Below are 25,064 nucleotides of genomic sequence, written 5' to 3' on the forward strand. Positions count from 1 at the left end.
TTTATTTCAGAATCTTGATTTAAAAACCCTGAAATAAGATCTGGGGGACGTATAAAATAAAAGATCATTTATGATTTATAAGAGAAGTAGTCAGTTATTCGCAGATGCACAAAAAGTGATTCCCGGCGGGGTGAACTCTCCTGTAAGGGCTTTTAAGGCGGTAGGAGGTGAACCAATTTTTATTGAAAAGGCCGAAGGGGCTTATATATATGATGAAGATGGGAATAAATTAATAGACTATATCAATTCCTGGGGGCCACTTATTTTGGGGCACGCTCATAAACCTGTTATTGATGCGGTTATTGAAAAAGCAAAAAAAGGTACTTCCTTTGGAACACCTACAGAAATTGAAACGAAAATAGCGGAACTGGCAGTAAAAATGGTTCCGAATATTGATAAAATAAGAATGGTGAATTCAGGTACAGAAGCCTGTATGAGCGCCGTTCGTCTTGCCCGCGGATTTACGGGAAAAGAGAAGATCATCAAGTTCGCCGGCTGTTATCACGGTCATAGTGACTCTTTCCTTATTCAAGCCGGAAGTGGTGCGGTCACTTTTGGAACGCCAAACAGTCCCGGGGTTACCCAGGGGACTGCAAAGAATACGTTATTAGCAGACTATAATGATCTGGACAATGTAAGGAAGGTGATTGAAGCCAATAAAGAAGAAATTGCCTGTATCATTCTGGAGCCGGTTGCCGGGAATATGGGTTGTATCCCACCTGCGGAAGGATTTTTGGAAGGACTTAGAAAATTATGTGATGAAACGGGAATTCTCCTGATTTTTGATGAGGTAATGACGGGATTTAGACTTGCCGCCGGAGGAGTGCAGGAAAGGGCAGGAGTAAAGGCCGATATTGTGTGCTTCGGAAAAGTAATCGGTGGAGGCTTACCTGTAGGTGCCTTTGCCGCCCGAAATGAAATTATGGATTACCTGGCTCCGGTTGGTCCTGTTTATCAGGCGGGAACACTTAGCGGAAATCCACTAGCGATGGCTGCCGGTTTAGCAATGCTTACAGAATTGGATAGTAAAAGAGGGATTTTTGAAAGCCTTGAGAAAAAGACCAAATATCTGCATGAAGGGATGGAAAAAGTCCTGACTGAAAATAAAGTAGATTTCACGATAAATAGAATTGGATCAATGATTTCAGTTCATTTTGGAACAGAGCCGGTAACCGATTTTGCTTCCGCAGCTAAATCTGCAAATCTTGGTGTTTTCAATAAATTTTTCCACGGAATGCTGGAAAACGGAATTTATATCGCACCAAGTGCTTATGAAACATGGTTTATTAGTGATGCACTTTCTTATGAAGATCTGGATACCACAATTGCAGCGGTAGATAAAGTAGCTAAGACTCTGTAATAGATTCATCTTAGAAAATATTTAATCGAACCTCACAGGTTTCAAAACATGTGAGGTTTTTTTGGTTGAAGTTTTTCTTAGAACTTTCGTTTCTTAAAATAAAAATTCTGATCCTCTTTAGTGATCTCACGTATTACTTTACAGGGATTTCCCGCTGCAATTACATTAGCTGGAATGTCTTTGGTTATAACACTCCCAGATCCAACTACCGTATTGTCACCTATATTCACCCCAGGATTGATCACCGTATTTCCGCCTATCCACACATTATTGCCAATAGTTATTGGAATAGCATATTCTAAACCCTGATTTCTCTTTTCGGCATCTATAGGATGTCCCGCAGTAAATAGGCTAACGTTGGGTGCTAACATTACGTTGTCGCCAATTTTTACTTCAGCACAATCTAAAATGGTGCAATTATAATTAGAGTAGAAGTTTTTACCCAAGGTAATATTATATCCATAATCACAGTGAAATGGCGGTTCTATATAAAAATTCTCTTTCGTTGAACCCAGTAATTTTTTAAGATGGTTATTACGTTCTTCCACAAATTCGGGAGAAATAGAATTTATTTTAAAACAGGTTTTTTGAGCATAGATACGTTCTTTCGAGAGCTCGGGATCTGAAGCTATGTAAGGCTTTTGTGAAAGCATTTTATCTTTTTCGGAAGACATACTTTTAAGGTTCTAAATTTTAAGACATCCCTAATAATTCCTCTACATAAGTCCGGGAATTAGAAAGTCGCGGAATTTTATGCTGCCCCCCGAGTTTATTATGCTTTTTCAACCAGTCGTAAAAAAGGTCTTTTCTAGCCTGATGAATTTTTGGCAAATTTAGCGTCATATTATTATAGCGCTTTGCTTCATAATCGCTATTTACTTCCTGTAGGGCAAGATCCAGATGCCGGGTAAATTTATCGAAATCGCGGGGAGGCGTTTTGAATTCCACAATCCATTCATGTGCCCCTTTTTCCTTTCCTTCCATAAAAATAGGAGCCACCGTATAATCTATAATTTCGCAATTCGTGACCAGGCAAACTTTTTTAAGCGCAGATTCTGCATTCTCAATTATTAACTCTTCTCCAAAAACATTAATATGATGTTTCGTTCTTCCGGAAACCTTGATTCTATAAGGATTTAAATTTGTGAATCTTACGGTATCTCCAATTTTATATCTCCAAAGTCCGGCGTTGGTAGTTATAACGACTGCATAATTTTTATCAATTTCCACTTCGCTCAAAGGAATCGCTATCTCTTCATCGCTGCCATATTTATCCATAGGGATAAATTCATAAAAGATCCCATAATCCAACATTAATAGCAGGTCTTTGGTATCGTTATGATCCTGGCATGCGAAGAAGCCTTCCGATGCATTGTAGATCTCATAAAACCTAAAATCTTCCTTAGGAAGTATTTTCTGATACTGCGAAGCATAAGGTTCAAAACTCACGCCACCATGGAAATAAACCTCCAGGTGAGGCCATACTTCAAACAAACTTTCTTTTCCGGTAGTTTCAAGAACATTATTCAGTAAAACCAACATCCAACTGGGAACGCCGGCAAGACTGGTAACTTTCTCTTTAATAGTTTCATTAACAATTGCCTGCATTTTATACTCCCAATCGTGCATTAACGATACTTCATTGCTTGGCGTACTACTGAATTCTGCCCAAAAAGGCATATTATCGATAAGAATTGCGGAAAGATCTCCGTAAGAAGTCCCATTTTCCTGGTACAGTTCCTTGCTTCCGCCAAGTCTCAGGCTTTTTCCGGTAAAGAATTGTGATTGCGGATTATTATTCAGATAAATACATAAAAGATCTTTACCCGCCGCAAAATGGCAATCTTCCAGAGAATCCTGACTTACGGGAATAAATTTACTTTTGGCGCTGGTGGTACCACTGGATTTAGCAAACCACCTAATGGGGGTTGGCCAGAGAATATTATTTTCACCTTTTCGGCTACGTTCTATATCGGGCTGATAATCTTCGTACTTCTGAATTGGCACTCGCTCCCTGAATTTTTCATAAGAATTGATCTCATTAAAATAATAGCGCTTACCAAATTCTGTGTTTTTTGCTTTGGAAATAAGATCTTTAAGCAATTCATTTTGAACCTCATGGGGGTACTTCATAAACAATTCCATCTGGTGAATCCTCTTTTTGAGAAACCATGAAGCTATGGAGTTGACTAATGGAATTGGCATTATTCTTCTTATCTTTAACCCTAATATTTAAGGGATGTTTGGTTATTTGGTTAAAAATAATCGAAACTTTGAAGCCTGCAAAAAATTCATTCAGTCTTAAAATAAATAATTGATGAAATACGAAGGAGTTTTAACAAAAATGAGAACCGAAATTAAGGATGTGGTTCAATATTATTTGATTTGGGAAAATGATTTTATCAATATGAATCAGCTGATCAATAAAAAAATAAGTTTAAATTTTCTTAGATATCAGTGTCTTAATTGTGGGTTGGAAAAGAAAATTTACAGACAGGGTTTTTGTTACGACTGTTTTAGCTCTATTCCCCAGGCCGGTGACTGGGTTATAAATCCTGAGTTGAGCAAGGCGCATTTAGACCAGGAAGATCGTGATCTGGAATTTGAAAAGAGGGCGCAACTTACACCACACGTTGTTTACCTGGCAAATTCAAGTGATGTAAAAGTTGGGGTTACCAGAAGGAATCAAATCCCAACCAGGTGGATAGACCAGGGAGCACATGAGGCCATTGAAATTGTGGAAGTCCCCAATCGTTATCTCGCAGGTATTACTGAAGTTGCCTTAAAGGATCATGTTTCAGATAAGACCAACTGGAGAAAAATGCTTACCAATGATATTTTAGATCTTAATCTTGAAGAAGAACGGGAAAAACTTAAAGAATTTATTCCTGAAGAAGCTAAAGAATATTATCTCGCCAATAACAAGGAAACTGAAATCAAATTTCCGGTACTGGAATTTCCGGAAAAGGTAAAATCCTTAAACCTGGTAAAAAATCCTTTTTATGAAGGAGTTCTAAAAGGAATCAAAGGCCAATATCTTATATTTAACGACGGCACTGTTTTTAATATAAGAGGTAATGAAGGTTTGGTTGTGGAGCTGAATGTTCTTGTGTAACTGTCATTTCGACGGAGCAAAGCGAAGGAGAAATCTCTTGAGATGATCTAAAATCTAATGAGATCTCTTCCTTTGGTCGAGATGACAACTCAAGAAAATATATAGTTTTATTATCACACTGAACGTATTTCAGCATCTACCTAGAGACCCTGAAACAAGTTCAGGGTGACGAACTGAGCCTATCGAAGTGCAATCTATAAGCTAGTAAATATGATTTCGATACGCAGCACAGCGGAGTGAGAAATCTGTTATATAATGTGAATTTAAAAGAGATCTCTCCCTATGGTCGAGATGACAAATCCAGAAAATCGACAATTTCAACCAGTGTTATTCCAAACAAAGTAAAGCAGCCTCACGTAGAGATTCCTTCACTGCGTTCGAAGTGACTTTGATAAACTTATTTTCGTCATGCTGAACTCGTTTCAGCATCTACTAAAAGACCCTGAAACAAGTTCAGGGTGACGCACTGAGCCTGTCGAAGTGCAATTTTTGAGTTAGGTGATGTCATTTCGATACGCAGCACAGCGGAGTGAGAAAACTGTTATATAATGTGAATTTAAAAGAGATCTCTTCCTTTGGTCGAGATGACAAATCAAGAAAACCGACAATTTCAACTAGTGTTATTCCAAACAAAGTAAAGCAGCCTCACGTAGAGATTTTTTCATTTCGTTCGCAGTACTTTTTAATGAATTTATTTTCGTCATGCTGAACTCGTTTCAGCATCTACTTAGAGACCCTGAAACAAGTTCAGGGTGACGTGCATCTTGATTTAATTTTGCTTCGTTGTATCAGTTTTCTTTTTATTGCCTTTCAAAAGCCCACCAAGAATATTCTTAGCAGCTTCCTGCACCTGTTTCTGTTGAGATTGATTTAAAGAATCTTTATTCATTGGAATCGGGGCTCCGGTAGAATCAGTTTTCTGTGAATTAACTGCTGTGGAGTCATTTTTATTAAACGGCTTCTTAGGGTCTCTTTTTCCTTGTAAAATATCGTTGATAGCATCTACAGCTTTGCCTTCAAGATTCTTCTTTTGCTGGGCCACAACTTTTTGGGTAAGATTATTAACCGCCTGTTGCATGTTTAATTTTATTTGCGGACTCTGGAAATTTCCTGTAATTCCAATTGGAAGTTCCACCGTTGTATTTGCTAAACTTTCTCCGCTTAATTTGCCTAAAGTATTACCAATATCAGATCCCAGGTATTTTGCCGGTACATCCAGCTTCAGGTCATAATTCATATTCATATCAAAACCGTGACTCCCCGCAACCTGAAAGTCGATTCCTTTAATATTGAAGTTCATCGGTGCTATTTGTACCATTCCATCTGTAAACGTCAATTTCGTCTTTAGTTTGCTTAGATCAATATCCTTGAAATTTATAAAATTCAGCTGGTCATCTAATTTTGACAATAAATCAGCTTTTTCAGGGTTAATTTCCGCAGTTAATAATTCTGCCAGTGCATTTCCAACAAGACTGGACATTTGCAGCGTAAGATCTTCATTTAAATTACCTTTCAGGCTTAATGTAGACTGAAGCTTACCCTCAATAGCACTTGCTAATGGTGCCAGATTTTGCATCAATTCTAAACTATTGAAAGAAGAGGCAATATCCAGGGAATTCAGATTGAGGTCCATCTCAAAAACCGGAGTAGTATTTTTAGTAGAGACCAACCCGTTTAGCCCGATACTTCCGTTAAAGATGTTGGTTGAAATATCCTGAAGCCTTGCAGTTTCATCCCTAATTATAAGAAGTCCTTTCGCATTCTTAAGCTCAAGATTATCATACAAAACCGTATTGGCGTTAAACCTTAATTCCATATCCAGGAAAGACGGGACTTTCACCGCTTCTTTACCTGTGGTTTTTGCTACGGTTTTATTATTCCCACTTTCATCTGTCGAAGTGATTTCTTCAGTTTCAGCCACCATAAAGTCGTTTACAGAAAAAGTATTGGACTGCACCTGGAAATTTCCTTTTAACTGCTCGTCTGTAAGTAAGAATCCAATAAGATTTTGAAGTGATCCTGAAGCAGTAATATCGGTCTTTCCGGTCGTCATTTTCAGGTTTGGAACACTAACATTTCCTTGGTTAAAACTCAAATCAGCATTAGCGATTTGCACTTCGTTAGGAATTTCAGGAGAAGAATATCTGAAATTTTTAAGGGAAGCAGTGCCGCTACTTTTTACATTCTGATATTGTTCCTTTTCAATAGAATTCATATCAAAACTAGTCTTAATATCTGCAGTAAGCATCCCGTTGAGATCTTGTTCCATTTCTAAAGGATAGGCCTTACTGATATTTGCAAGATTTACTGTTCCTTTAAGAGCAAGGTCTATAAGCATATTTTCGGTAATATTACTAATATTTCCATTTGCTGTAAAACGGTCCTGATCTATTCTAAAAGTCGCATTGTTAATATTTATATATGTTTCTTCTGCCAATCCTGTATCATTCAATATTTCCATATCGAGGTTAATATCCTGAACACTTTTTGGAAGATCTGGATATTTGAAAGAAGCATTGCTTGAAGTAATTTTAATATCCATTTTCGGAATAAAAGTATCATCAGTTTTTCCAAAAATTCTTCCGTTCAACACAAAATCCCCGTTGGTATCTACGTTTTCGATATTCTTTGCATAAATTTCAGGAATAACGGCCAGGAAATTCTTAAAGTCTGAAGACGGAGTTTTAAAACTTACGTCCATTTCGGTATCATTTTCATTTACCTGGACATATCCATCAAAGGTCAAGGGAAGCTGATTCACTTTGGCTTCATTCTCCAAAAAGGTATATTTCATATTCTCCAGATCCATTTGGATCACTGCATCCAGGATTAATGAGTTTTGATTCAGGTAGTTTACACCATCATAATTAAGAGAAACTAAAGCTTCAGAATATGTATCCAATTCAGACTGATCCAATGAAAAATCACCGGTTCCCTCATGATTCAAATTCTCTATATCCAGGGATGTTTTCGAAGATTTATCATCATATTTAACCCGCGAATTATTGATCTCGTAATGTTTAAGATCAAGGCTAAAAGGGGTACTTTCTGAATTTGATGAAACAGTAGTCGTATCTTCTACAGCAATATCGTAATTGGCATTGCCCAGAGAATCCACTTTTATATTGACATAGGCTTTATTTAAGGTTAACCGATCAATTTTTTTAGGTTCCTCACTGCTTTTAAAAAGTTCTTTTATAGACATCTCCAGGGTGACTTCTTCGCCCAAAGCCAGCGTGTCCCCCTTAAAAGGTTCATTGTTAATGATGCTAAGATCTTCTATAACCAGTGTGGCCTCAGGAAAACTGCGGAACATGCTGAGATCAATATCTTTAAAATCAACCTGAGCGTTAAGATTGTCGTTCATTGTCTTTTTTACCAGATCTTTCAGCTGTGATTCAAAAATAAATGGTGCCACGATCAATAGTATGATGATGGTGAGTATTACGAATCCTAAAATTTTTAAAGCCTTTTTCATAAGGTTTGTTTTTTATTGATTTTATACTGCATCTAAGTTAAGTTCTTCAGCAGGTTTTAAATTGAATAATTTTCTCAATCCATAAACTGCAGCGTATAGAAATGGAGTATCCAGTGCTGCTATTAATACTTTGAATAAAAATCCGCTAAGTAGCAGTCCGCCAAATAATTCCCAGTCTATCTTTCCAAAGCTACAAAGCAAAAATAAGACCGAAAAGGTATCTGCGAACTGAGATAGAAAAGTTGAGAAATTATTTCGTAACCATAAGTGTTTTCCTTTGGTAATTTTTTTCCAGAAGTGGAATAGCTGGATATCTATATACTGAGCTAAAAGATAAGCAACCATTGATGCGAAAACTGCTATGGTCGTGGCTCCAAAAACTTTTTCAAATAATGAATCGTTTATAGGAGACCAACTGGTAGCGGGGACGGCATCTGCCAGATAAATTATTAATAGCGAGAAAAATGAGGCGAATATTCCTGTGGTAACTACTAAGTTAGCCTTCTTTTTCCCATAGATTTCACTAATAATATCAGTAATTAAAAATGTTACCGGATATGGTAAAATCCCAACGGAAATTTCAAAAGTATATAATCCGAAAAAGTCCCAGTAAAAAAACTTTTGAAAGATGAGGTTAGATACTACCAGGGAAGCAATAAATAAAGCGCTAAGGATCATATAAATTTGCTGGGCCTTAAGCGTATCTTTCAGAGTGAGTCTCGTCAAATTTTGTTATTAAGTCTTCCCGCAAAATTAAGAGTATGTGATTTTGTTTTGCTTAATTTGCTGTGAAATTATTTGGCGCTACCTCTTAAAATTTTCTTAATTCGCTTTGAAATCCCCTAAAACAGTAATACTAGCACTGGGAAGTAATCTTGGTAACCGTATTGGTTACATGCAAAATGCCCTTGAAAAGATGCACCATAACATTGGTTGGGTGCTTGAAGTTTCTAAAATATATGAAACTCCTGCCTGGGGTTTCGAAGGAAATTCATTTTTGAACGCATGTGTTTCGGTTTCTACCAGGTTAGAAGCCTCCGAAGTGCTTACTGAGCTTTTACAAATTGAAAATGAACTGGGAAGAGAGCGATCTGATTCAGGAAATTACCAGAACAGGACCATAGATCTTGATATTTTGCTTTTTGGAGAAGAAATTATTGAGACTGAAATTCTTAGGATTCCGCATCCCGGAATTCCTAATAGAAGTTTTGTTTTAAAGCCACTAAACGATATTGCAGCTTCAGAAAAGCACCCTGCCTTAGGAAAAAAGATCAGTCAATTATTGAAAGAGACGAAAGATACTTCTGAGATCACTATTTCTTCCGAAGAAATTAAAAAACCTACGCTGAATTATCATTTTCCCGGATACAATTATATTGCAGTTGAAGGAAATATAGGTGCGGGAAAGACCAGTTTTTCTACCATGGTTTCAGAAGATTTTAATGCTAAACTGATTCTGGAACGTTTTAAAGACAATCCTTTTCTTCCAAAATTCTATGAGAACAAGGAGCGTTATGCTTTTCCCCTGGAAATGTCTTTTTTAGCAGATCGCTATCAACAGCTTTCAGACGATTTAGCGCAATATGATCTTTTTAAGGATTTTGTGATCTCAGATTATGACGTTTTTAAATCGCTGATCTTTGCCAAGATCACCCTGCACGAAGATGAATATTCGTTGTATCATAAACTTTTCCATTTGATTTATAAAGAATTGGTAAAGCCGGAGCTTTATATTTATTTATATCAGAATACCGAGCGTTTACTGGAAAATATTAAAAAACGCGGTAGGGATTATGAACAAAATATTCAGCCGGAATATTTAATGGATATCAACAATAGCTACCTGAACTTTATCAAATCCCAAAGTAACATGAAAGTGCAGATCATTGATATATCAGGACTTGATTTCGTTTCCAGTAGGAAGGATTATTTATGGCTGCTATCTGAAATAGATAAAGCTTTGGTTTAATTTTGTTGTCCCGCTACTGAACCATTCATCAGATTCTTTTCATAAATTAGTGACTTACAGTTACTAAGCAGGTAAATACTAGAATTATGGAAAGGCCACTTAAAGGAAGACCAGATCATATAAAAGCAGCTCATACCGAAGATTTTGTAGATCACTACTGGGGCAGTATAAATTATGTTTTTAGTCTTATAAAAGCGTCAGAACTAAAGGCCGGGCTTATATTATCATTCTATGGTATTTTGCTGAATTTCATCTTTCAGCATATCAATGATGTGCTGGCTGAGACACTGGGAAACCTCCTATTTAATATCTTTTCAGCTTTATGGTTTCTTTGTACCGTAATTTCTATTTACTTCAGCATTCGCTGTTTTATGCCCAAAATTGAAGATAAATATGAAAAAAACATTTTTTTCTTTGGCGATGTGGTATCAAAATTTGGAAATATCAAGGAGTTTTCCCGCACCTTTTATGAGACCAGTTTGAATGAAGAGGAGCTATTCGATCAGCTGGGACAGCAAATATTTATCATCTCTAAAATATCTGCCTATAAATTCAGAAACGTAAATAGATCGCTTAGATTTTTAGGATTGGGATTGATCATGCTAATGGCCGGGCTATTAAGTTATATGTATCTCGCCCTAAACTAAGCACATTAAAGCTTTAGTTTAGAAAAAAGATCCCATAACACGACTCCTGTGCTCACCGAAATATTAAGCGAATGTTTGCTCCCCAGTTGGGGTATTTCAATCACGGCGTCACTGGCAGAAACGACTTCCTGCTGCACCCCTTTCACTTCATTTCCAAAAACAACCGCTGTGGTTTGGTGTTTTTCAGGAACAAAATCATTTAGCATCGTAGCTCCTTCAGCCTGCTCGATGGCATAAACTTTAATGCCTTCAGCTTTAAGTTTTTTAACAAGGCTTACCGTATTTTCTACATATTCCCAGGTGACGGTATCGGTTGCGCCTAATGCGGTTTTCTGAATGTCTTTGTGAGGGGGTTGGGCAGTAATTCCGCAGAGATAAATTTTCTGAATAAGAAAAGCATCGGCCGAGCGAAAAACCGAACCTATATTGTTGAGGCTTCTCACATTATCAAGAATTACAATAATCGGCGTTTTTTCAGCTTTTTTAAACTGATCTACACTTTTTCTATCCAGTTCGCTGTTCAGTAATTTTCTCTTTTCCATAGTGCAAAAATAGAAAATTGAAGGATTTTCTGAACTTTAATACCAGTATGTAGTTCTACTATCCATAAGATATTGATAAATTGAACTTTGCATGGAGAGCAAAAATGATATTGTTTTATTAAAAAAATGATCAGTGGTTTAGCTGAAATAGATTCAGTATTTCATTTTTCCGACAGAAAAATCAGAAGATTTACTTCAAAATATTGAAAATGTAAACTAAGACAGTGCTTTAATAATAAGTAAACTCATACGTATAGGTTTGAAACATAAAATCATCGGCTGTACTCCATCTTTTCTCTAATTTTATAGGATAATTGTCCTCGTTAAATTCATAATTATATTCTATGTAACCCACTTTTTCATTGGAATCCTTATTAAATTCTTCTCCTGCTATCACATTGTTTGCCGAAGAATAATTAAAAATATTTCTAAAGGCAACTGGTTTAAGATTTCTGTATGGGTGAAATGTATCATCATGGTCAAAAGTACTGTACCCTGTATGTAAGATATTCCCGCTATCTTCCATACGAATCAAATTTCCTCTGGTATCATATTCCATTAGGATAATACTTTCAATATATTCAAGATCTTCACAAGTTGCGGTCTCCTGCGAATCAAAATCATAAGTGGTCACCTTGCTCACCAGTCCGCTGCCGTTGTATTCAAATTCTTTTTTATTTACCGTTGGATTTATAGAAAAATTATCATTTTCAACAATAGCAGAAACATTGATACAACTCCGCACAATTTTATCACCTTCATAAATTAATAAAGCATGTTCTTCTCTCAAATCACCAAACGGGCTTAACAGATTTAGTGTCCAGGACTCCATCCTCCCATTATCATCATAGAAATATTCAAAACTTCCGGTTCCCTCATAAACTGAATTTATATCAATTTTGGATATTGTTTCATCGGCATTGTAAAAGAATGTGGTTTCCTTTTCAAGAATCCCAAAAGCATATTCCTTTTCAGATTTTAAAAGACTCCCTTCAGAGGGATTTGGTTCAATTTCATTTGGACTATCGGAAGAACAGGAGAAAAATACAATCAGGAATACTAATAGAAAAAACTTACGCATGATGTGGTTAATTAAATGAAACAATTGGAATTAGTTGTATTAATAAAGTTAAAGCATTAATTACTAACCAACTAGGATTTTTATGAATTTAATAACGGTTATGGTTAAAACTTTTATTTTATTGATTTTTTCAGTAGGTCATTATATCTAACCTGGATTGATTTTAAAGAAGAATTCATTTTTCTGAAGTATTCTGAAATAAAAACCATTAGCTCCAATAGGCCGAAATTATCTTCTCAATTTACGTTTGCTAAAAGTTAGATTTAATATGTAAGTGTTTGTTTGCTAATAATTTACTAGATTAGAAGTGATCTTTTAGCATACTGTAGAAAACTTATATGATCACGAAATAATAGTCAGTTCAGTCAAAAGATAGTTTTAACCACCAAAAGATAAATATTATGAAAAGCGAACAAGCAAACTGGACCAAATCTGAACTTCAAACCTATATTCTACTGCTTTGTGCAAATGCAGATTCTATTGAAACCGAAGAGGAGATCGGTTTGATTAAAACCAAAACAAATAAGGAAATATTTGATAAAATGTACCAGGAATTTTCGGCTGATACAGAAGAAGAAAGCTTGGAGAAAATCCAGGATAACCTGGTAGAACTTGAATATTCCCACAAAGAACTCACAGAACTCAGAAGGGAAATGTTCGAGGTTTTCTTTTCAGATAAGAAATTTAGTATGATGGAAAATACCTTAGATAAAATTTTAGATAATATACTGTATTAATGAGCGGTATTCTAATGGCAGAAAATGTGCCTTTTTTATACATAGTTTATTCGCGTAGCACTATTTTTCCTTTTGCATAAAAAATTATTGTCATCCGAAGGTTTTTCAAAAACTGAAGAAAAGTAAGGTAAAGTCTGAATTGCTGTCGACTTAAATGAACACAAGAAAATTAGTTATTATTTACCAGAGTGAAATTTCTCTTCGGAGATTATTTTCTTATCCTTCATTTTATTTTGATAAATATTCCTCGCCCCCGAATGCTAGGGGTGTAGGCAATAATAAAAGATACAAACCTAAGGAATCAAAAAAAATATAAATTTTAGACTATTTCCTGATATCACTGAAACAGGGTTAATGGAGGGATTCTCCTGTGTTTATTATGTATCCAGACAGTAAGCCATGAAAATTATTTCCATACTTTTGGTTATCAACTTATTCTTTTGAAAGAAAAACCGCTGGAATACTATTTTATATTTGAGAGTTGGAGTTTAGATTCCCACCAATGGTCCATGATAGTAGATGGTTCTGCCCTTATCCTTACAGTTCTTGGATTTGTTATCGCTTTTTTGCTTTATGACAAACAGCGAAAAGATAAAGCGAAAGATGCTTTTGAATTTTTCCAGGCCTCATTACCAGAATTGAAGCATTCGTTAGGCAATACCATTGATGATCTAGAGGAATTTATCCGTTCGCTGGATCTAGATAATACGGTAAACCCGGTGTTATCTGCTTCCCTGAACGACAAATTCCTGAATAAAATCAATATTGTAAACCTTAATAGATTCTACAAGAAGAACAGGAGAGATAAGCTGGAAGCGTTTAAAGAATTTCTTGTAGATTCTAATTTTTTCGGGGATTATCAGTCCTATTTCTCCAATGAGATACATTATTTCCGGAATGCCTATCAGAAAAGGCAGGAAGTTTTTTCAGAATGGCAACAACTCCGTTCCAAAAAGTTTTTTATAGAATCCAGTGATAAAGATGAAAATATGGATTTTAAAAAAATATATGACAATTGGGTAATAGAATTGAACAAGGATAAAGCGGTTTTTGATTTTAATGCCCAGGGAATGCCGGTTAAAATTAAAGATAGGAAAGAACTTGTTGAAAATAAGATTGATAGCCTGGCCCAGGACATAATTCCTTTTATAGAATCTAGTGAAAAAGCAAACGAAGTAAGTATGATCGCCAACAGGGTCATAGCTGCTTATGATGAAATTTCTGAAATGAGATTAAAAATAAGGAGAGTGATCGGGGATGATATTGCAAAATTCGAGAATGTTCTAAAAAATATGAATGATTTGCTAGAATAGGGAAAACCTTTAGACCAATGGCTATGCCGCAGAATGTCTTTTCGTTATACCAATTAATTAATAGTGGCAAAAAATCTGTTTCTTCCCCTGAAATGATTAGTATGCTCATACGACCTACATTAGTATAAAAAATAAAGCTTGCCCAGACCAAAGAAATCATTCGAGACCAATAACGTCAATTTTCGAGAGAGTTTCGCTTCTCTCAAATTTGTTCCCCGATTTTTTAAAGAAATTAGAAGAGTAAATCCTCCTTTGTTTTATTCAAATGTAGTGGGCCGTATTTTGAACGCGGTACTTCCAGTTATTATGTTGTTGCTGGGCAAATTGATCATCGATGAGGTGGTGCTCCAGATAGAAGCAGATATAAAAGATCTGGATAGATTATGGCTGTTAGTTGCGGCCGAATTTGGTCTTGCAATCATCTCTGATCTTTTGAGCAGGGGAATTAGTCTTAGCGACGCACTTCTGGGTGACCAGTATTCCATAGATACTTCGGTGAAGATCATTAAAAAGACTTCAGAATTGAATCTTGATCAGTTAGAAGATTCAGAATTCTATGATAAACTGGAAAGAGCCAGGCAGCAAACTACGGGAAGAGTGGGATTAATGTCCAATATTTTAACCCAGGGGGAAGATATGATTGTGATTATTTCTCTTCTTGTGGGAGTGGTTGCTTTTGAACCCTGGTTAATCATTCTTCTGGTCGTTTCTATTATTCCGACAATTATAAATGAAATTAAATTCAGCGGTACCAGTTATTCGCTGGCTAGAAGCTGGACCCAGGAACGCCGGGAGCTTGATTATTTGAGATATGCAGGAGCTAGCGATGTAACCGCCAAGGAGGTTAAATTATTTGGATTGTCTAATTATTTGGCAGACCGTTTTAAAGGCCTTTCAGATAAATATTATTTACAGAGTAAGAGACTCGCGAAGCAACGTGCAGGATGGGGTTCGTTTTTTAATGTAATCGGGACCTCTGCCTATTACGTCGCTTATATATTTATAATTTTTAGAACCGTTGCCGGAATTTTCAGTCTGGGAGATCTTACTTTTCTCTCCGGATCTTTTAATAAATTAAGATCTAAACTTCAGGGCTTTTTTACCCGTTTTACTCAAATTACAGAAAGCGCTCTTTATCTTCAGGACTATTTTGAGTTTCTTGACCTTACGTATGCTGAAAGAGATAATGAAGATAAACTTCCGTTGCCTCAGGAGATTAAGATCGGATTTGAATTTAAAAATATAGGCTTTAAATATCCAAAATCTGAAAGTTGGGTAGTAAGAAATATCAATTTTCAGCTAAGAGCGGGGGAAAAACTTGCTTTTGTAGGAGAGAATGGTGCCGGAAAAACCACCTTGATTAAACTTCTACTTCAATTTTATGAACCAACAGAAGGAAAAATTTTATTGGATGGAATCCCGATAAAAAAGTATGATCAGGCAGCATATCAGCAGTATTTTGGAGTGATCTTCCAGGATTTTGTGAAATTTGAACTTACCCTCAGAGAGAATATTGCCATGGGCGAAATTGGGGAGATTTCAAATCAGACCCGAATTGATGGGGCTGCAGAAAAAAGTCTTGCCCGGGAAGTGGTAAAAGACCTACCTTTAGGATATGAGCAACCACTTGGTAAGAGATTTAAACACGGGAAAGATCTTTCCGGAGGACAATGGCAAAAAATCGCTATAGCGAGAGCCTATATGAAAGATTCTGAAGTTCTAATTCTTGATGAACCAACTTCAGCTTTAGACGCAAGGGCAGAAACGGAAGCTTTTCAAAGGTTTATTAAGCTCACTCTGGGAAAAACCGCTGTGATCATCTCCCATAGATTTAGTACGGTAAGGATTGCCGATAGAATTATGGTTTTAAAGGATGGCGCTGTGCTGGAAATTGGTACCCATAAAGAACTGATGCAGAACGATAAACTCTATGCTGAACTTTTCAATCTTCAGGCGGCGGGGTATCAGTAAGATTTAGAGGTAATTCTTTATAACTTGTGGGAAAATTGCAATTTTCTAATTTCAGAAGAACGCGATAGATTACTTACTTTAGCGATTCATAAAAACTACTGAAATTGGCAGCTAAGAAATCCCAGAAGGTTACCCCGTTAATGCAGCAATATAATAGCATCAAGCTAAAGTATCCTGATGCGATGTTGCTGTTTCGAGTAGGGGATTTCTATGAGACTTTTGGAGAAGATGCCGTAAAAGCTGCCCGAATTCTTAATATCGTTCTTACCAATCGTAATAATGGCGGAGAGCGTACAGAACTTGCCGGATTTCCGCATCATTCCTTAAACACCTATTTGCCAAAACTGGTAAAAGCAGGGCAGCGGGTTGCTATTTGCGATCAGCTGGAGGATCCTAAAATGACCAAAACTATCGTAAAGCGTGGAGTGACCGAGCTGGTGACTCCGGGTGTGGCGATGAATGATGATATTCTTAACAGTAAATCGAATAATTTTCTCTGTGCGGTTCACTTCGGAAAAAAGAACCTTGGAGTTTCGTTTTTAGATGTTTCCACCGGCGAATTTTTATGTGCCCAGGGAAACACGGAATATATAGATAAGTTGTTACAGAATTTCGGGCCTAGTGAGATCCTGGTTCAGAAGAAATTTAAAAAAGAATTTAACGAAAGCTTCGGCAAAGACAAGCATTGTTTTTACCTGGACGATTGGATTTTTAAAATAGATTATTCCGAAGAAACCTTAAACGCACATTTTCAAACCAAGTCTCTTAAAGGTTTTGGGATAGATCACCTGGAAGAAGGGATCATTGCCTCGGGCGCGGTACTTTATTACCTGGCAGAAACCAGGCATCATAGGCTTCAGCATATTAATTCGATAAACCGTATTGCGGAAGAGCAATATGTCTGGATGGATAGGTTTACCATTAGAAACCTGGAACTTTATCATTCCACCGCCGCAAATGCCGTTACGCTTTTAGATGTAATCGACAAGACGATTTCACCCATGGGCGGCCGACTATTAAAACGCTGGCTGGCTTTGCCTCTCAAAGATGCTGAAATGATCGAAAAGAGACTTCAGGTGGTTGATTTTCTGATTAAAAACCCGGAAATATTAGCAAATATTCAGGATCAGATTCGAGAGATAAGCGATCTGGAAAGACTTATCTCCAAAGTGGCTACGCAAAAAATAAGTCCGAGGGAAGTAAATCAGCTAAAGAATTCATTAAATGCGATTATTCCGGTAAAGGAGCTGGCATTAAAATGTAATAACGAAGCGTTGAAGATCATTGGTGATAATCTGCATTCCTGTGATTTGCTTCGTGAGAAGATTTCAGAAAGCATAAGCGAGGATGCTCCGGTGTTAATTCAAAGAGGCGGCGTGATCGCTTCTGGTTTTTCTTCGGAATTGGATGAACTTCGTGGCCTGGCTTTTTCCGGAAAGGATTATCTGGATAAAATGATTCAGCGAGAAACCGAGAAAACAGGTATTTCTTCCCTGAAAATTGGAAGTAATAATGTTTATGGGTACTATATAGAAGTCCGTAACACGCATAAAGATAAGGTGCCAGAAGAATGGACGCGCAAGCAAACCCTGGTGAATGCGGAAAGATATATTACGGAAGAGCTAAAGGAATACGAATCTAAGATCCTTGGAGCAGAAGAGAAGATCCTGCATTTAGAACAGGAGCTTTTCGGAAAGCTTATTGCGTGGATGGCGGAATATATAGATCCCGTACAGCAGAATGCCAGGTTGATCGCGAGATTGGATTGTTTATGTTCTTTTGCTCAACAGGCACAGGCAGAAAATTATTCAAAACCTGAGATCACAGATTCTTATGGGATGGATATTGAGGAAGGGCGGCATCCCGTTATTGAAAAACAATTGCCCCCGGGCGAGGTTTATGTGACCAATAATCTTCATTTGGATAGAGAGGAACAACAGATCATAATGATCACCGGACCAAATATGAGTGGTAAGTCGGCGATTTTAAGGCAGACGGCCCTTATCGTTTTAATGGCGCAAATGGGAAGTTTTGTGCCGGCGAGATCTGCTGAAATTGGCCTTGTAGATAAAATCTTTACCAGGGTAGGAGCCAGCGATAATATTTCCATGGGAGAATCTACTTTTATGGTGGAGATGAATGAGACGGCAAGCATCCTAAATAATATTTCAGACAGGAGCCTTGTTCTTTTAGATGAAATTGGTCGAGGAACAAGTACTTATGACGGAATTTCCATTGCCTGGGCAATCAGTGAATATTTGCATGAGCACCCCGCGAAACCAAAAACATTATTTGCTACACACTATCATGAGTTAAATGAAATGTGTGAAACTTTTGAACGGATCAAAAATTTCAATGTTTCGGTAAAAGAACTAAAAGATAATGTGCTTTTTCTTCGGAAATTAGTGCCGGGTGGTAGCGAACATAGCTTTGGAATTCATGTAGCTAAAATGGCCGGAATGCCCCAAATGGTGTTGCACAGGGCTAATAAGATCCTGGCAAAACTGGAGGCGTCGCACTCTATGGAAGATTCCGGCGCCGTATTGAAAAAATCTGCGGAAGATGAAATGCAGCTCAGTTTCTTTAACCTGGACGATCCTTTACTGGAAGACCTAAAACAGGAATTACTGGGGATAGACATTGATACCTTAACCCCTGTGGAAGCTTTAATGAAACTGAATGAGATCAAGCGGATGCTTGGCAACAATAAACAACAATAACCAATTATCAGTGAACAGTCTAATTTGATGTTTGTAGTTCGTGGTTCGGCGTTGTATTTTACTCTCTACTCATTGCAAGAGAAATATGGTCAACCGTCATCCTGAACTTGTTTCAGGATCTTCAGTCAGGTAGTTCGTAGTTTTTAGTTAGGAAACTTCTGCTAGGCTTTCTTTATTTGTCATCTCAAGCCTAGCGGAAGATTCTCATGTTAGTTTGGAGTTCGTGGTTTATTGTTAAAAAGCCTCTGGATTTGGTATGTCATTTCGACCGTAGGGAGAAATCTCATTTTTAGTTACTAGTTTGTGGTTTGAAATTGTCTCTTTCATTGCATGATACTAAATTAAAACATCATCTGAACTTGTTTCAGGACCTTCAGTCAGGTAGTTCGTAGTTTTTAGTTAGGAGGCTTCTGTTAGGCTTTCTTTAAATTATCATTTTTATTAAAGGTCATTCCAAACGAAGTGAGGCAGTCACTAGGAGGTAGAAGATTTGTAATATATCCATCGTCAAACTTCTCAAAAGCTTAAGGCTGAGTGCTTATAGTTTTTAGTGATTATTTTTCTGAAAAAATTCTTTGCTGTTATAAGATTTGTCTTAAATTTGCCTCCGCAATAAAGGCATCGCCAATATTGCAATGTTCTTAAAAATCGCGAAAATAGCTCAGTTGGTAGAGCGCCACCTTGCCAAGGTGGAGGTCGCGGGTTCGAATCCCGTTTTTCGCTCATTTATAATTTTAAGCTCGGGTGGTGGAATTGGTAGACACGTTGGACTTAAAATCCAATGGCCATTATGGCCGTACGGGTTCAAGTCCCGTCCCGAGTACCAAAGACCCTCTTAATCTTCTGATTTTGAGGGTTTTTTGTTTTTAAAGAGAGATGCTTAGTTAACATTTAGTCAACTAAGCTCTGTTTATCTTAAGTTGATAGGTTAGAACTTTTGTTTTTAAGGCGTCGTAAGCAGAATTTATCTGTTTCATTCTGTTTGGAGAATAATAAGCTGTGCCTTGTTCAACTTTAATATCTGGGATGTAATCCTGAGTAAGTTCTCCTTTAGGAGCCTTATAGGAAGTCAGGAGGTCTTTCACTGACCGGACTTGCTGCAGTACCTCATCAAATTCTTTTTTGTGATGATTAATATTGGTTGCCTTTAGAAGTTCCTCAATGTTTTTTAGTTGTACGGTAATCCTTTTGGTGTTTGCTGCTGCCTTACTGTATTCTAGGCTGGAAGATGTAATTTGAAAAGACTGATCCTTAATAAGCTGGTAAACTTCTTCAATCCTACCCAGAACTAAGTCTTTTTCCCTAACTCTATCTTCTTTGTCTTTATCTATATATATGTAAAAGAGATATACGACAATAACGGAAACGAGCGCCGAAAAGAGAGCCACTGGATCCAGCTCGTTATTGATTCTGAAATAAGGAATGGAAATATACTTAGAGGTTACAAAGCCAAGAAAAAAAATAGCTATTGCAACCCCGATCTTAAATAGTTGCTTCATCGGTATTTCGGGCTTCATTTGCGTCCTGTATAAATTCCAGTGCATCTTCCCTCAAATAATCCTCTTCATTGGAAATTATCTCTAAACGATTAATAACTTCTGTATAGTCAAAATTGTTTTCTCTGATCAACCCCCCGAAGATTTCCTCTAGAAAGGAGGTTCCATAACCTGCAGTCCCGTCCAAATTGACAATTACTTTTTTATTTTCTTCCAGAGCTTTTTTAAAGGCAGGAGCCAGAAGATTATTGCGAAATTCTTCACCAGAATGCTTTCCCTCGGACATATATCTTGAGCCCGGAAAAGGTGAAAAATCAGTTGCTACCTTAATCATTATTGAATCCATCTGTATTAAAATTGTCGGAACTAAGTTCCCAGTAAACAAAAGTACCACTAAAAGTATTTTTTAATGATAAAAATTTGTTATTATCTATATCAGCGTACACATCATTTGAGATAATATGGAGCTTGTTAAAGTGGTTTCGTTTATAGGCTTCATAAATTCCGGGTAAACCTTTACCTCTGTAAATTTTTCCTGTAACCGTCCTGTGCAAATCTCCATTGAGGATTAATTTAAGTAATTCTTTGTTATTACTAAATGTAAATAGCCTAGAAAGTGCACTTTCCCACTTATACCATTTACTGCTCTTACCTTTCTTATTTAAGCTTTCAAAAATTCCTACCCCAAAATCTAAAAAGGAAAAGCTTACTACGCCTTCGGATTTACGGTGTTGTACAGATAAAAACCAGTGTTTTTCACCTTCTTTATCAAAGGCAGCATGGTTGTTTGTATTATGCATTAGCTCAATTAGTGAACGCTGAACACCTTGACAACGTTTGCTCTTTTTCCAGATTGTCTTACTCGCATCGGTAATAACCTTACTAGTTAACTCAGAGTCTACTTTCTTATATGCGTGAGTTGCAATAGTCCCTCCCTTAATCAAGGAATACCTATCTTCTTCTTTTATGTTCCTATATAAGTACTCAAAGAAGCCAGAGTCGAGTAAAATTTTTCTCACTTCCTCATTGGCAGGAAAATTTCCGTTGAATGGTATTCCTTTTGACTTAAATCTTATGAGAATAGACAACAGTAAGACGAGAGCATCATAACCGATATGGGTAACCTCCTCAAAATTAACGAAAACCTTTGTCTTTCGTTTATAGAGTTTTTTTATAGACCTGATAAATTTAATTGTTTTTTCAGGTTTTTCCACTAACGAGAAGTTTTGGGGAGCTTTAATTTTAGTGTAGCCCTTAAAGCGCCTATTAAAACGATGAAATTCTGCTCTCTGGCTTTTACTGAGTCCTTGGTTTTCTCTATTTCTTATTTTCTCCTTTCTCTTCGAAGCTTGTCCTCTACGGTATCTTTTCTGAGCTCTGTTATGGCGAATCTGTTTTCTGTTTTTCACTTAAGGCTGTTAAAATGTAGGGATTTAGGTTCTGGAATGTAATTGGAGAACCAAAGAAACATAAATTCCTTTACTTGGGAAAGGCAAAGTAATTAAACTAACTTCTAGGTGTGTAAAATCGAGGTTAGGACTACTATTTCAGTATAGTTTCTTCGCACCCAAACTTATTCAGACGTTCTTGATGTTCATAAGTTTCATAATCAATTACTTATAGCTGAAGTCTGTGTATTTTAAAAATAAAGTTTATTTGTTATTTACCTTGAACAAGTAGTATACCTCATCATATAAAAAGTTGTTTATGATAGCAGAGAGGAGGCTATACCATATCTAGGCGAACTAGCAACTAAAATGTAAACCCATTTTTAAGAGGTATGGGGTTAATAATTGATCAAGGGTTTCAAACCTTTTTCGCTTTTTCTTGAGAGGCAAGCAGTTCCTCATAAAGCTCAAATAAGAACTCTATTCGTCTTCTTTCGTCAGGAAATGGTTGAGGTCTATAAGCTAAATCAACTGCCTTATCAACCCTCTGGTGTGCTTTAAGAAGCTTTCTAGGCATCATTAATGGATCGTATAAATCTGCTAAACTGTTTCCCGGAAATTCTAACCTTACGTCCAGAATCTTCTGTGCTGCGTTCTCAATTTCTGTCTTGCTATTTTGATTAACTTCTTGTGGAAAGGGAAAGTTATTATACACTAAAGTATTTGAATACCGAAAATCACTCTTAAGCCGTCCGCAGGTATAATTCATCCACATCATGTGCATGAGTGAATTAAGAATTCCAAAAGTAAATAAATTAGCCTCTGGCAAAGCAATTGCACTATCACTAACTATTACTTCTTTTGGTAGGTATCCCATCGGTACATATTTCCTTCTTTCAGAGGAAACTCTAGGGATCAAAACATAATTTGTCTCAGGTTGGCGATCTTCAATAAATAATGCGGGAGATTCAGACCACTTTTGAGTTGATTTCTTTCTGCTTGCTTCTCTGAAATCTTTCACTCTCTTGATTCTGTCTAATATTTCCGGAAATTTTCTCAACTCAGATGGTTTGGAGTCTTTAAGCCAAAGACACCATCTAGGGTTCTGGTTTATATATTCCCTGCTACCAATATATTGCCTAATGAATTGACTTGCATCAGGGTAAAGCTTTAAAAGATTGTTTTTTTCTTCATCAGTTAAGACTAGATTTCCACCATCTGTAGGAGAACTCCCTTTTATCATTTCCTGAATTCCAGCTAGTGGTTTTGACCTTCTAAGGATGATTAAGTCATTACCATCAATCAGGTATGGATTTATGTTTTTTGCTGAGGTAGTGAGGATTTCATTTCCCTGCTTATCATGTTCAAAAAGAGTCTTTTTTGAAATATCATAATTGCCAAAGCCTATAATTACAACGTGTACGGCAGCATTTCCTCTTGCTTCATTCTTCCATTTAAAGGTTCTGTATGCAAAGTGAATTTTAATATTTAGTGTATCAAACATTTCTTTCCACAAGATTCCTGCTTGTTCTCCTTGTGAAATAGAATTAGTACTAACGAAGGCTACTTCAATTTTACTTCCCTGAATATATCTCGCAGCTTTAATATACCAACCTGCGACGTAATCTAGTACACCTGATCCCTTAACAGTCTCAAAGACTATGCTTAAGTCCTCTTTCTGTTCTTTAGTTTGATAAGAGTAACCGTAGAAAGGAGGATTGCCAAGAATAAAATCAAGTTCGCTCGGTTTAACTAGTTCTTTCCAGTCTAATCTCAAAGCGTTTTCATTTCTGATAGAAACAGACTTTTTTAATGGTAACCTAACAAAATACTGCCCAAACTCCTCCGAAAGTTTCATGTTCATTTGATGATCCATGAGCCACATTGCTACCTCAGCAATCCTTGCAGGAAATTCATCGTACTCAATGCCGTAAAACTGGTCAATATCAACTTTGATAATATCTCCTACATTCAAGAAGCCTTGTCCGGTCTTATTCAATTCTCTTAGGATGTCTAGTTCCAACTCTCTTAACTCTCTGTAGGTTATGATAAGGAAGTTTCCACAACCACATGCAGGATCTAAAAATTTCAATTTAGAAATCCTATCATGAAAGGCCTTTAGCTTTTTAGAGCTGCTCTTGACTTTTTTAAACTCAGTCCTTAACTCATCTAAAAAGAGTGGTTTGATGACTTTTTGAATATTGGCTTCTGAGGTATAATGCGCTCCTAAGTCTCTTCTTTCGTCTGGATTCATGGCTGCTTGAAACATAGAACCGAAAATTGCAGGAGAGATTTTGCCCCAATCTAAAGCGCATGCGTCGAGTAACATTGTTCTCATTTCACTGTCAAAGGAAGGAAGTCTCAAAGATTCCGAGAAAAGTTGTCCATTAACGTAGGGAAACTGGTCAGCAGCTTCGTGGATGTTCTTTAGTCTTTTTTCTCTTGGTGTATCTAAAACCTGGAAAATATATCCTAATTGCGCCGCTAAATCAGAGCCGTCCTCTTTTGTGTGAAGGTCTAGGTACTCCTGAAAGATTCCTCTCTCAAAAATGTTAGTGTCATCAGCGAACAAGCAAAATAAAATCCTAACAAGGTATATCTCTAATTCGTGGTCGGTATATCCAATCTCCTTAAGTCTGTCATGCAGTCTTCCCATGAGATAAGCTGCGTCAATGTTCACCGGATCTTCTTCCTTGAAAGTCTTTTTCTCATAACCTGCAAGGAAACCAAATAATGAAATGTTTGTTGTAAGCTCCCTTAGGGGGAATCCATGTTCGAGATTCTCTTCCAGATCGTAGACCTTGAACTCAGCAAAATCAGAGGTAATAATAAAGCGGGGTAACTCATGGTCTTTTAGACCGGGAAAATAGTCCAGAGCTTGCGAAAAGGCACTATCTAGGTCTTTACCTTTGGATTTATGTTCTACAAGTAAAGTGCCCGGCCAAAACAGATCTATATAGCCTTGATTATCATTAAGCTTCTTAACTGCTTTTTCAAACGTAGCAACTCTTCTTCTACTAATTCCGAAGATGTTTAAAAATTCGTTCCAGAATGTATCTTTTTCTGCTCGTTCTCTTGATTCTCCTTCCCATTCTTTAGAGAAGTTTATAGATCTGCTTTTGATCTCGTTCCAGCTTAAAGGCATGTAATAGTAGTTCTGTTTGAAGTTTGCTAAAGATAGAAATGTTTTCTTGAAATGGTAACGGTTTAGTCCAAAACAGAATTAAAGTTCTAAACAGAAACCCAA

At 36.8% G+C, this 25,064-nt stretch carries 18 protein-coding genes and 2 tRNA genes; 10 read left to right on the forward strand and 10 right to left on the reverse strand.

Going from position 1 to position 25,064, the window contains the following annotated elements:
* Nucleotides 1-70 precede the first annotated feature (70 nt).
* Nucleotides 71-1,360, forward strand: coding sequence for a glutamate-1-semialdehyde 2,1-aminomutase (gene hemL / locus GFO_RS01160; protein WP_011708166.1), 1,290 nt, complete (start codon nucleotides 71-73; stop codon nucleotides 1,358-1,360).
* A gap of 77 nt (nucleotides 1,361-1,437) precedes the next feature.
* Here the strand turns inward: hemL and GFO_RS01165 are convergent, their stop codons facing one another.
* Together GFO_RS01165 and GFO_RS01170 are read right to left on the reverse strand one after the other, a co-directional pair.
* The gene (locus GFO_RS01165) at nucleotides 1,438-2,034 is read right to left on the reverse strand and encodes a sugar O-acetyltransferase (RefSeq protein WP_011708167.1); all 597 of its coding nucleotides are present in this window, start codon (nucleotides 2,032-2,034) and stop codon (nucleotides 1,438-1,440) included.
* Nucleotides 2,035-2,053: 19 nt separating this feature from the next.
* Nucleotides 2,054-3,565, reverse strand: coding sequence for a GH3 auxin-responsive promoter family protein (locus tag GFO_RS01170; protein ID WP_011708168.1), 1,512 nt, complete (start codon nucleotides 3,563-3,565; stop codon nucleotides 2,054-2,056).
* 112 nt (nucleotides 3,566-3,677) lie between these two features.
* On the opposite strand from GFO_RS01170, the gene GFO_RS01175 reads away from it, so the two are divergent.
* Nucleotides 3,678-4,475, forward strand: coding sequence for a DUF2797 domain-containing protein (locus GFO_RS01175; RefSeq protein ID WP_011708169.1), 798 nt, complete (start codon nucleotides 3,678-3,680; stop codon nucleotides 4,473-4,475).
* A gap of 769 nt (nucleotides 4,476-5,244) precedes the next feature.
* Here the strand turns inward: GFO_RS01175 and GFO_RS01180 are convergent.
* A complete protein-coding gene (locus tag GFO_RS01180; RefSeq protein WP_011708170.1) occupies nucleotides 5,245-7,953 on the reverse strand; it encodes an AsmA family protein in 2,709 nt (902 codons plus the stop codon).
* Nucleotides 7,954-7,974: 21 nt separating this feature from the next.
* Nucleotides 7,975-8,631: a queuosine precursor transporter gene (locus GFO_RS01185; RefSeq protein WP_049792060.1), complete on the reverse strand. Its 657-nt coding sequence runs from the start codon at nucleotides 8,629-8,631 to the stop codon at nucleotides 7,975-7,977.
* Between the two features lie 154 nt (nucleotides 8,632-8,785).
* Here GFO_RS01185 and folK point away from each other — a divergent pair, with 154 nt between their 5' ends.
* Nucleotides 8,786-9,922: a 2-amino-4-hydroxy-6-hydroxymethyldihydropteridine diphosphokinase gene (folK, locus tag GFO_RS01190; RefSeq protein ID WP_011708172.1), complete on the forward strand. Its 1,137-nt coding sequence runs from the start codon at nucleotides 8,786-8,788 to the stop codon at nucleotides 9,920-9,922.
* A gap of 86 nt (nucleotides 9,923-10,008) precedes the next feature.
* The gene (locus GFO_RS01195) at nucleotides 10,009-10,569 is read left to right on the forward strand and encodes a Pycsar system effector family protein (RefSeq protein ID WP_011708173.1); all 561 of its coding nucleotides are present in this window, start codon (nucleotides 10,009-10,011) and stop codon (nucleotides 10,567-10,569) included.
* A 5-nt stretch (nucleotides 10,570-10,574) separates the two neighbouring features.
* On the opposite strand, the gene GFO_RS01200 is transcribed toward GFO_RS01195, so the two are convergent.
* Complete coding sequence (locus GFO_RS01200) at nucleotides 10,575-11,111, reverse strand: RNA methyltransferase (RefSeq protein ID WP_011708174.1); 537 nt, start codon at nucleotides 11,109-11,111, stop codon at nucleotides 10,575-10,577.
* Between the two features lie 229 nt (nucleotides 11,112-11,340).
* The gene (locus GFO_RS01205; protein ID WP_041249964.1) at nucleotides 11,341-12,192 is read right to left on the reverse strand and encodes a hypothetical protein; all 852 of its coding nucleotides are present in this window, start codon (nucleotides 12,190-12,192) and stop codon (nucleotides 11,341-11,343) included.
* Nucleotides 12,193-12,593: 401 nt separating this feature from the next.
* On the opposite strand from GFO_RS01205, the gene GFO_RS01210 reads away from it, so the two are divergent.
* The 6 genes from GFO_RS01210 to GFO_RS01235 all read left to right on the forward strand — a co-directional run bounded on the left by GFO_RS01210 (nucleotide 12,594) and on the right by GFO_RS01235 (nucleotide 19,759).
* Nucleotides 12,594-12,929, forward strand: coding sequence for a hypothetical protein (locus tag GFO_RS01210; protein ID WP_011708176.1), 336 nt, complete (start codon nucleotides 12,594-12,596; stop codon nucleotides 12,927-12,929).
* Between the two features lie 440 nt (nucleotides 12,930-13,369).
* Entirely contained in the window at nucleotides 13,370-14,242 is an 873-nt protein-coding gene (locus GFO_RS01215; protein ID WP_011708178.1) for a hypothetical protein, read from the forward strand.
* Between the two features lie 138 nt (nucleotides 14,243-14,380).
* Nucleotides 14,381-16,213 (forward strand): ABC transporter ATP-binding protein, encoded by a 1,833-nt coding sequence (locus GFO_RS01220; protein ID WP_011708179.1) that lies wholly within the window; start codon nucleotides 14,381-14,383, stop codon nucleotides 16,211-16,213.
* 140 nt (nucleotides 16,214-16,353) lie between these two features.
* Nucleotides 16,354-18,933 carry a DNA mismatch repair protein MutS gene (gene mutS, locus GFO_RS01225; RefSeq protein ID WP_049792119.1) on the forward strand — a complete coding sequence of 860 codons (2,580 nt, stop codon included), beginning with the start codon at nucleotides 16,354-16,356 and terminating at the stop codon, nucleotides 18,931-18,933.
* Between the two features lie 650 nt (nucleotides 18,934-19,583).
* Nucleotides 19,584-19,656 (forward strand) — tRNA-Gly (locus GFO_RS01230).
* A gap of 15 nt (nucleotides 19,657-19,671) precedes the next feature.
* Nucleotides 19,672-19,759 (forward strand) — tRNA-Leu (locus tag GFO_RS01235).
* 73 nt (nucleotides 19,760-19,832) lie between these two features.
* Here GFO_RS01235 and GFO_RS01240 read toward each other — a convergent pair.
* The 4 genes from GFO_RS01240 to GFO_RS01255 form a co-directional block, all read right to left on the reverse strand.
* On the reverse strand, nucleotides 19,833-20,432 hold the full coding sequence (locus GFO_RS01240; protein WP_041249965.1) for a hypothetical protein: 600 nt from the start codon (nucleotides 20,430-20,432) through the stop codon (nucleotides 19,833-19,835).
* On the reverse strand, nucleotides 20,416-20,715 hold the full coding sequence (locus GFO_RS01245) for an STAS-like domain-containing protein (protein WP_232501935.1): 300 nt from the start codon (nucleotides 20,713-20,715) through the stop codon (nucleotides 20,416-20,418). The genes GFO_RS01240 and GFO_RS01245 overlap by 17 nt, the downstream gene beginning before the upstream one ends.
* Nucleotides 20,716-20,755: 40 nt before the next feature.
* Nucleotides 20,756-21,838, reverse strand: coding sequence for a hypothetical protein (locus tag GFO_RS01250; RefSeq protein ID WP_011708183.1), 1,083 nt, complete (start codon nucleotides 21,836-21,838; stop codon nucleotides 20,756-20,758).
* 397 nt (nucleotides 21,839-22,235) lie between these two features.
* The gene (locus GFO_RS01255; protein ID WP_011708184.1) at nucleotides 22,236-24,962 is read right to left on the reverse strand and encodes a DNA methyltransferase; all 2,727 of its coding nucleotides are present in this window, start codon (nucleotides 24,960-24,962) and stop codon (nucleotides 22,236-22,238) included.
* Nucleotides 24,963-25,064: the final 102 nt, after the last annotated feature.

The organism is Christiangramia forsetii KT0803 (genome assembly GCF_000060345.1).
In the GTDB taxonomy this organism is placed as follows: domain Bacteria; phylum Bacteroidota; class Bacteroidia; order Flavobacteriales; family Flavobacteriaceae; genus Christiangramia; species Christiangramia forsetii.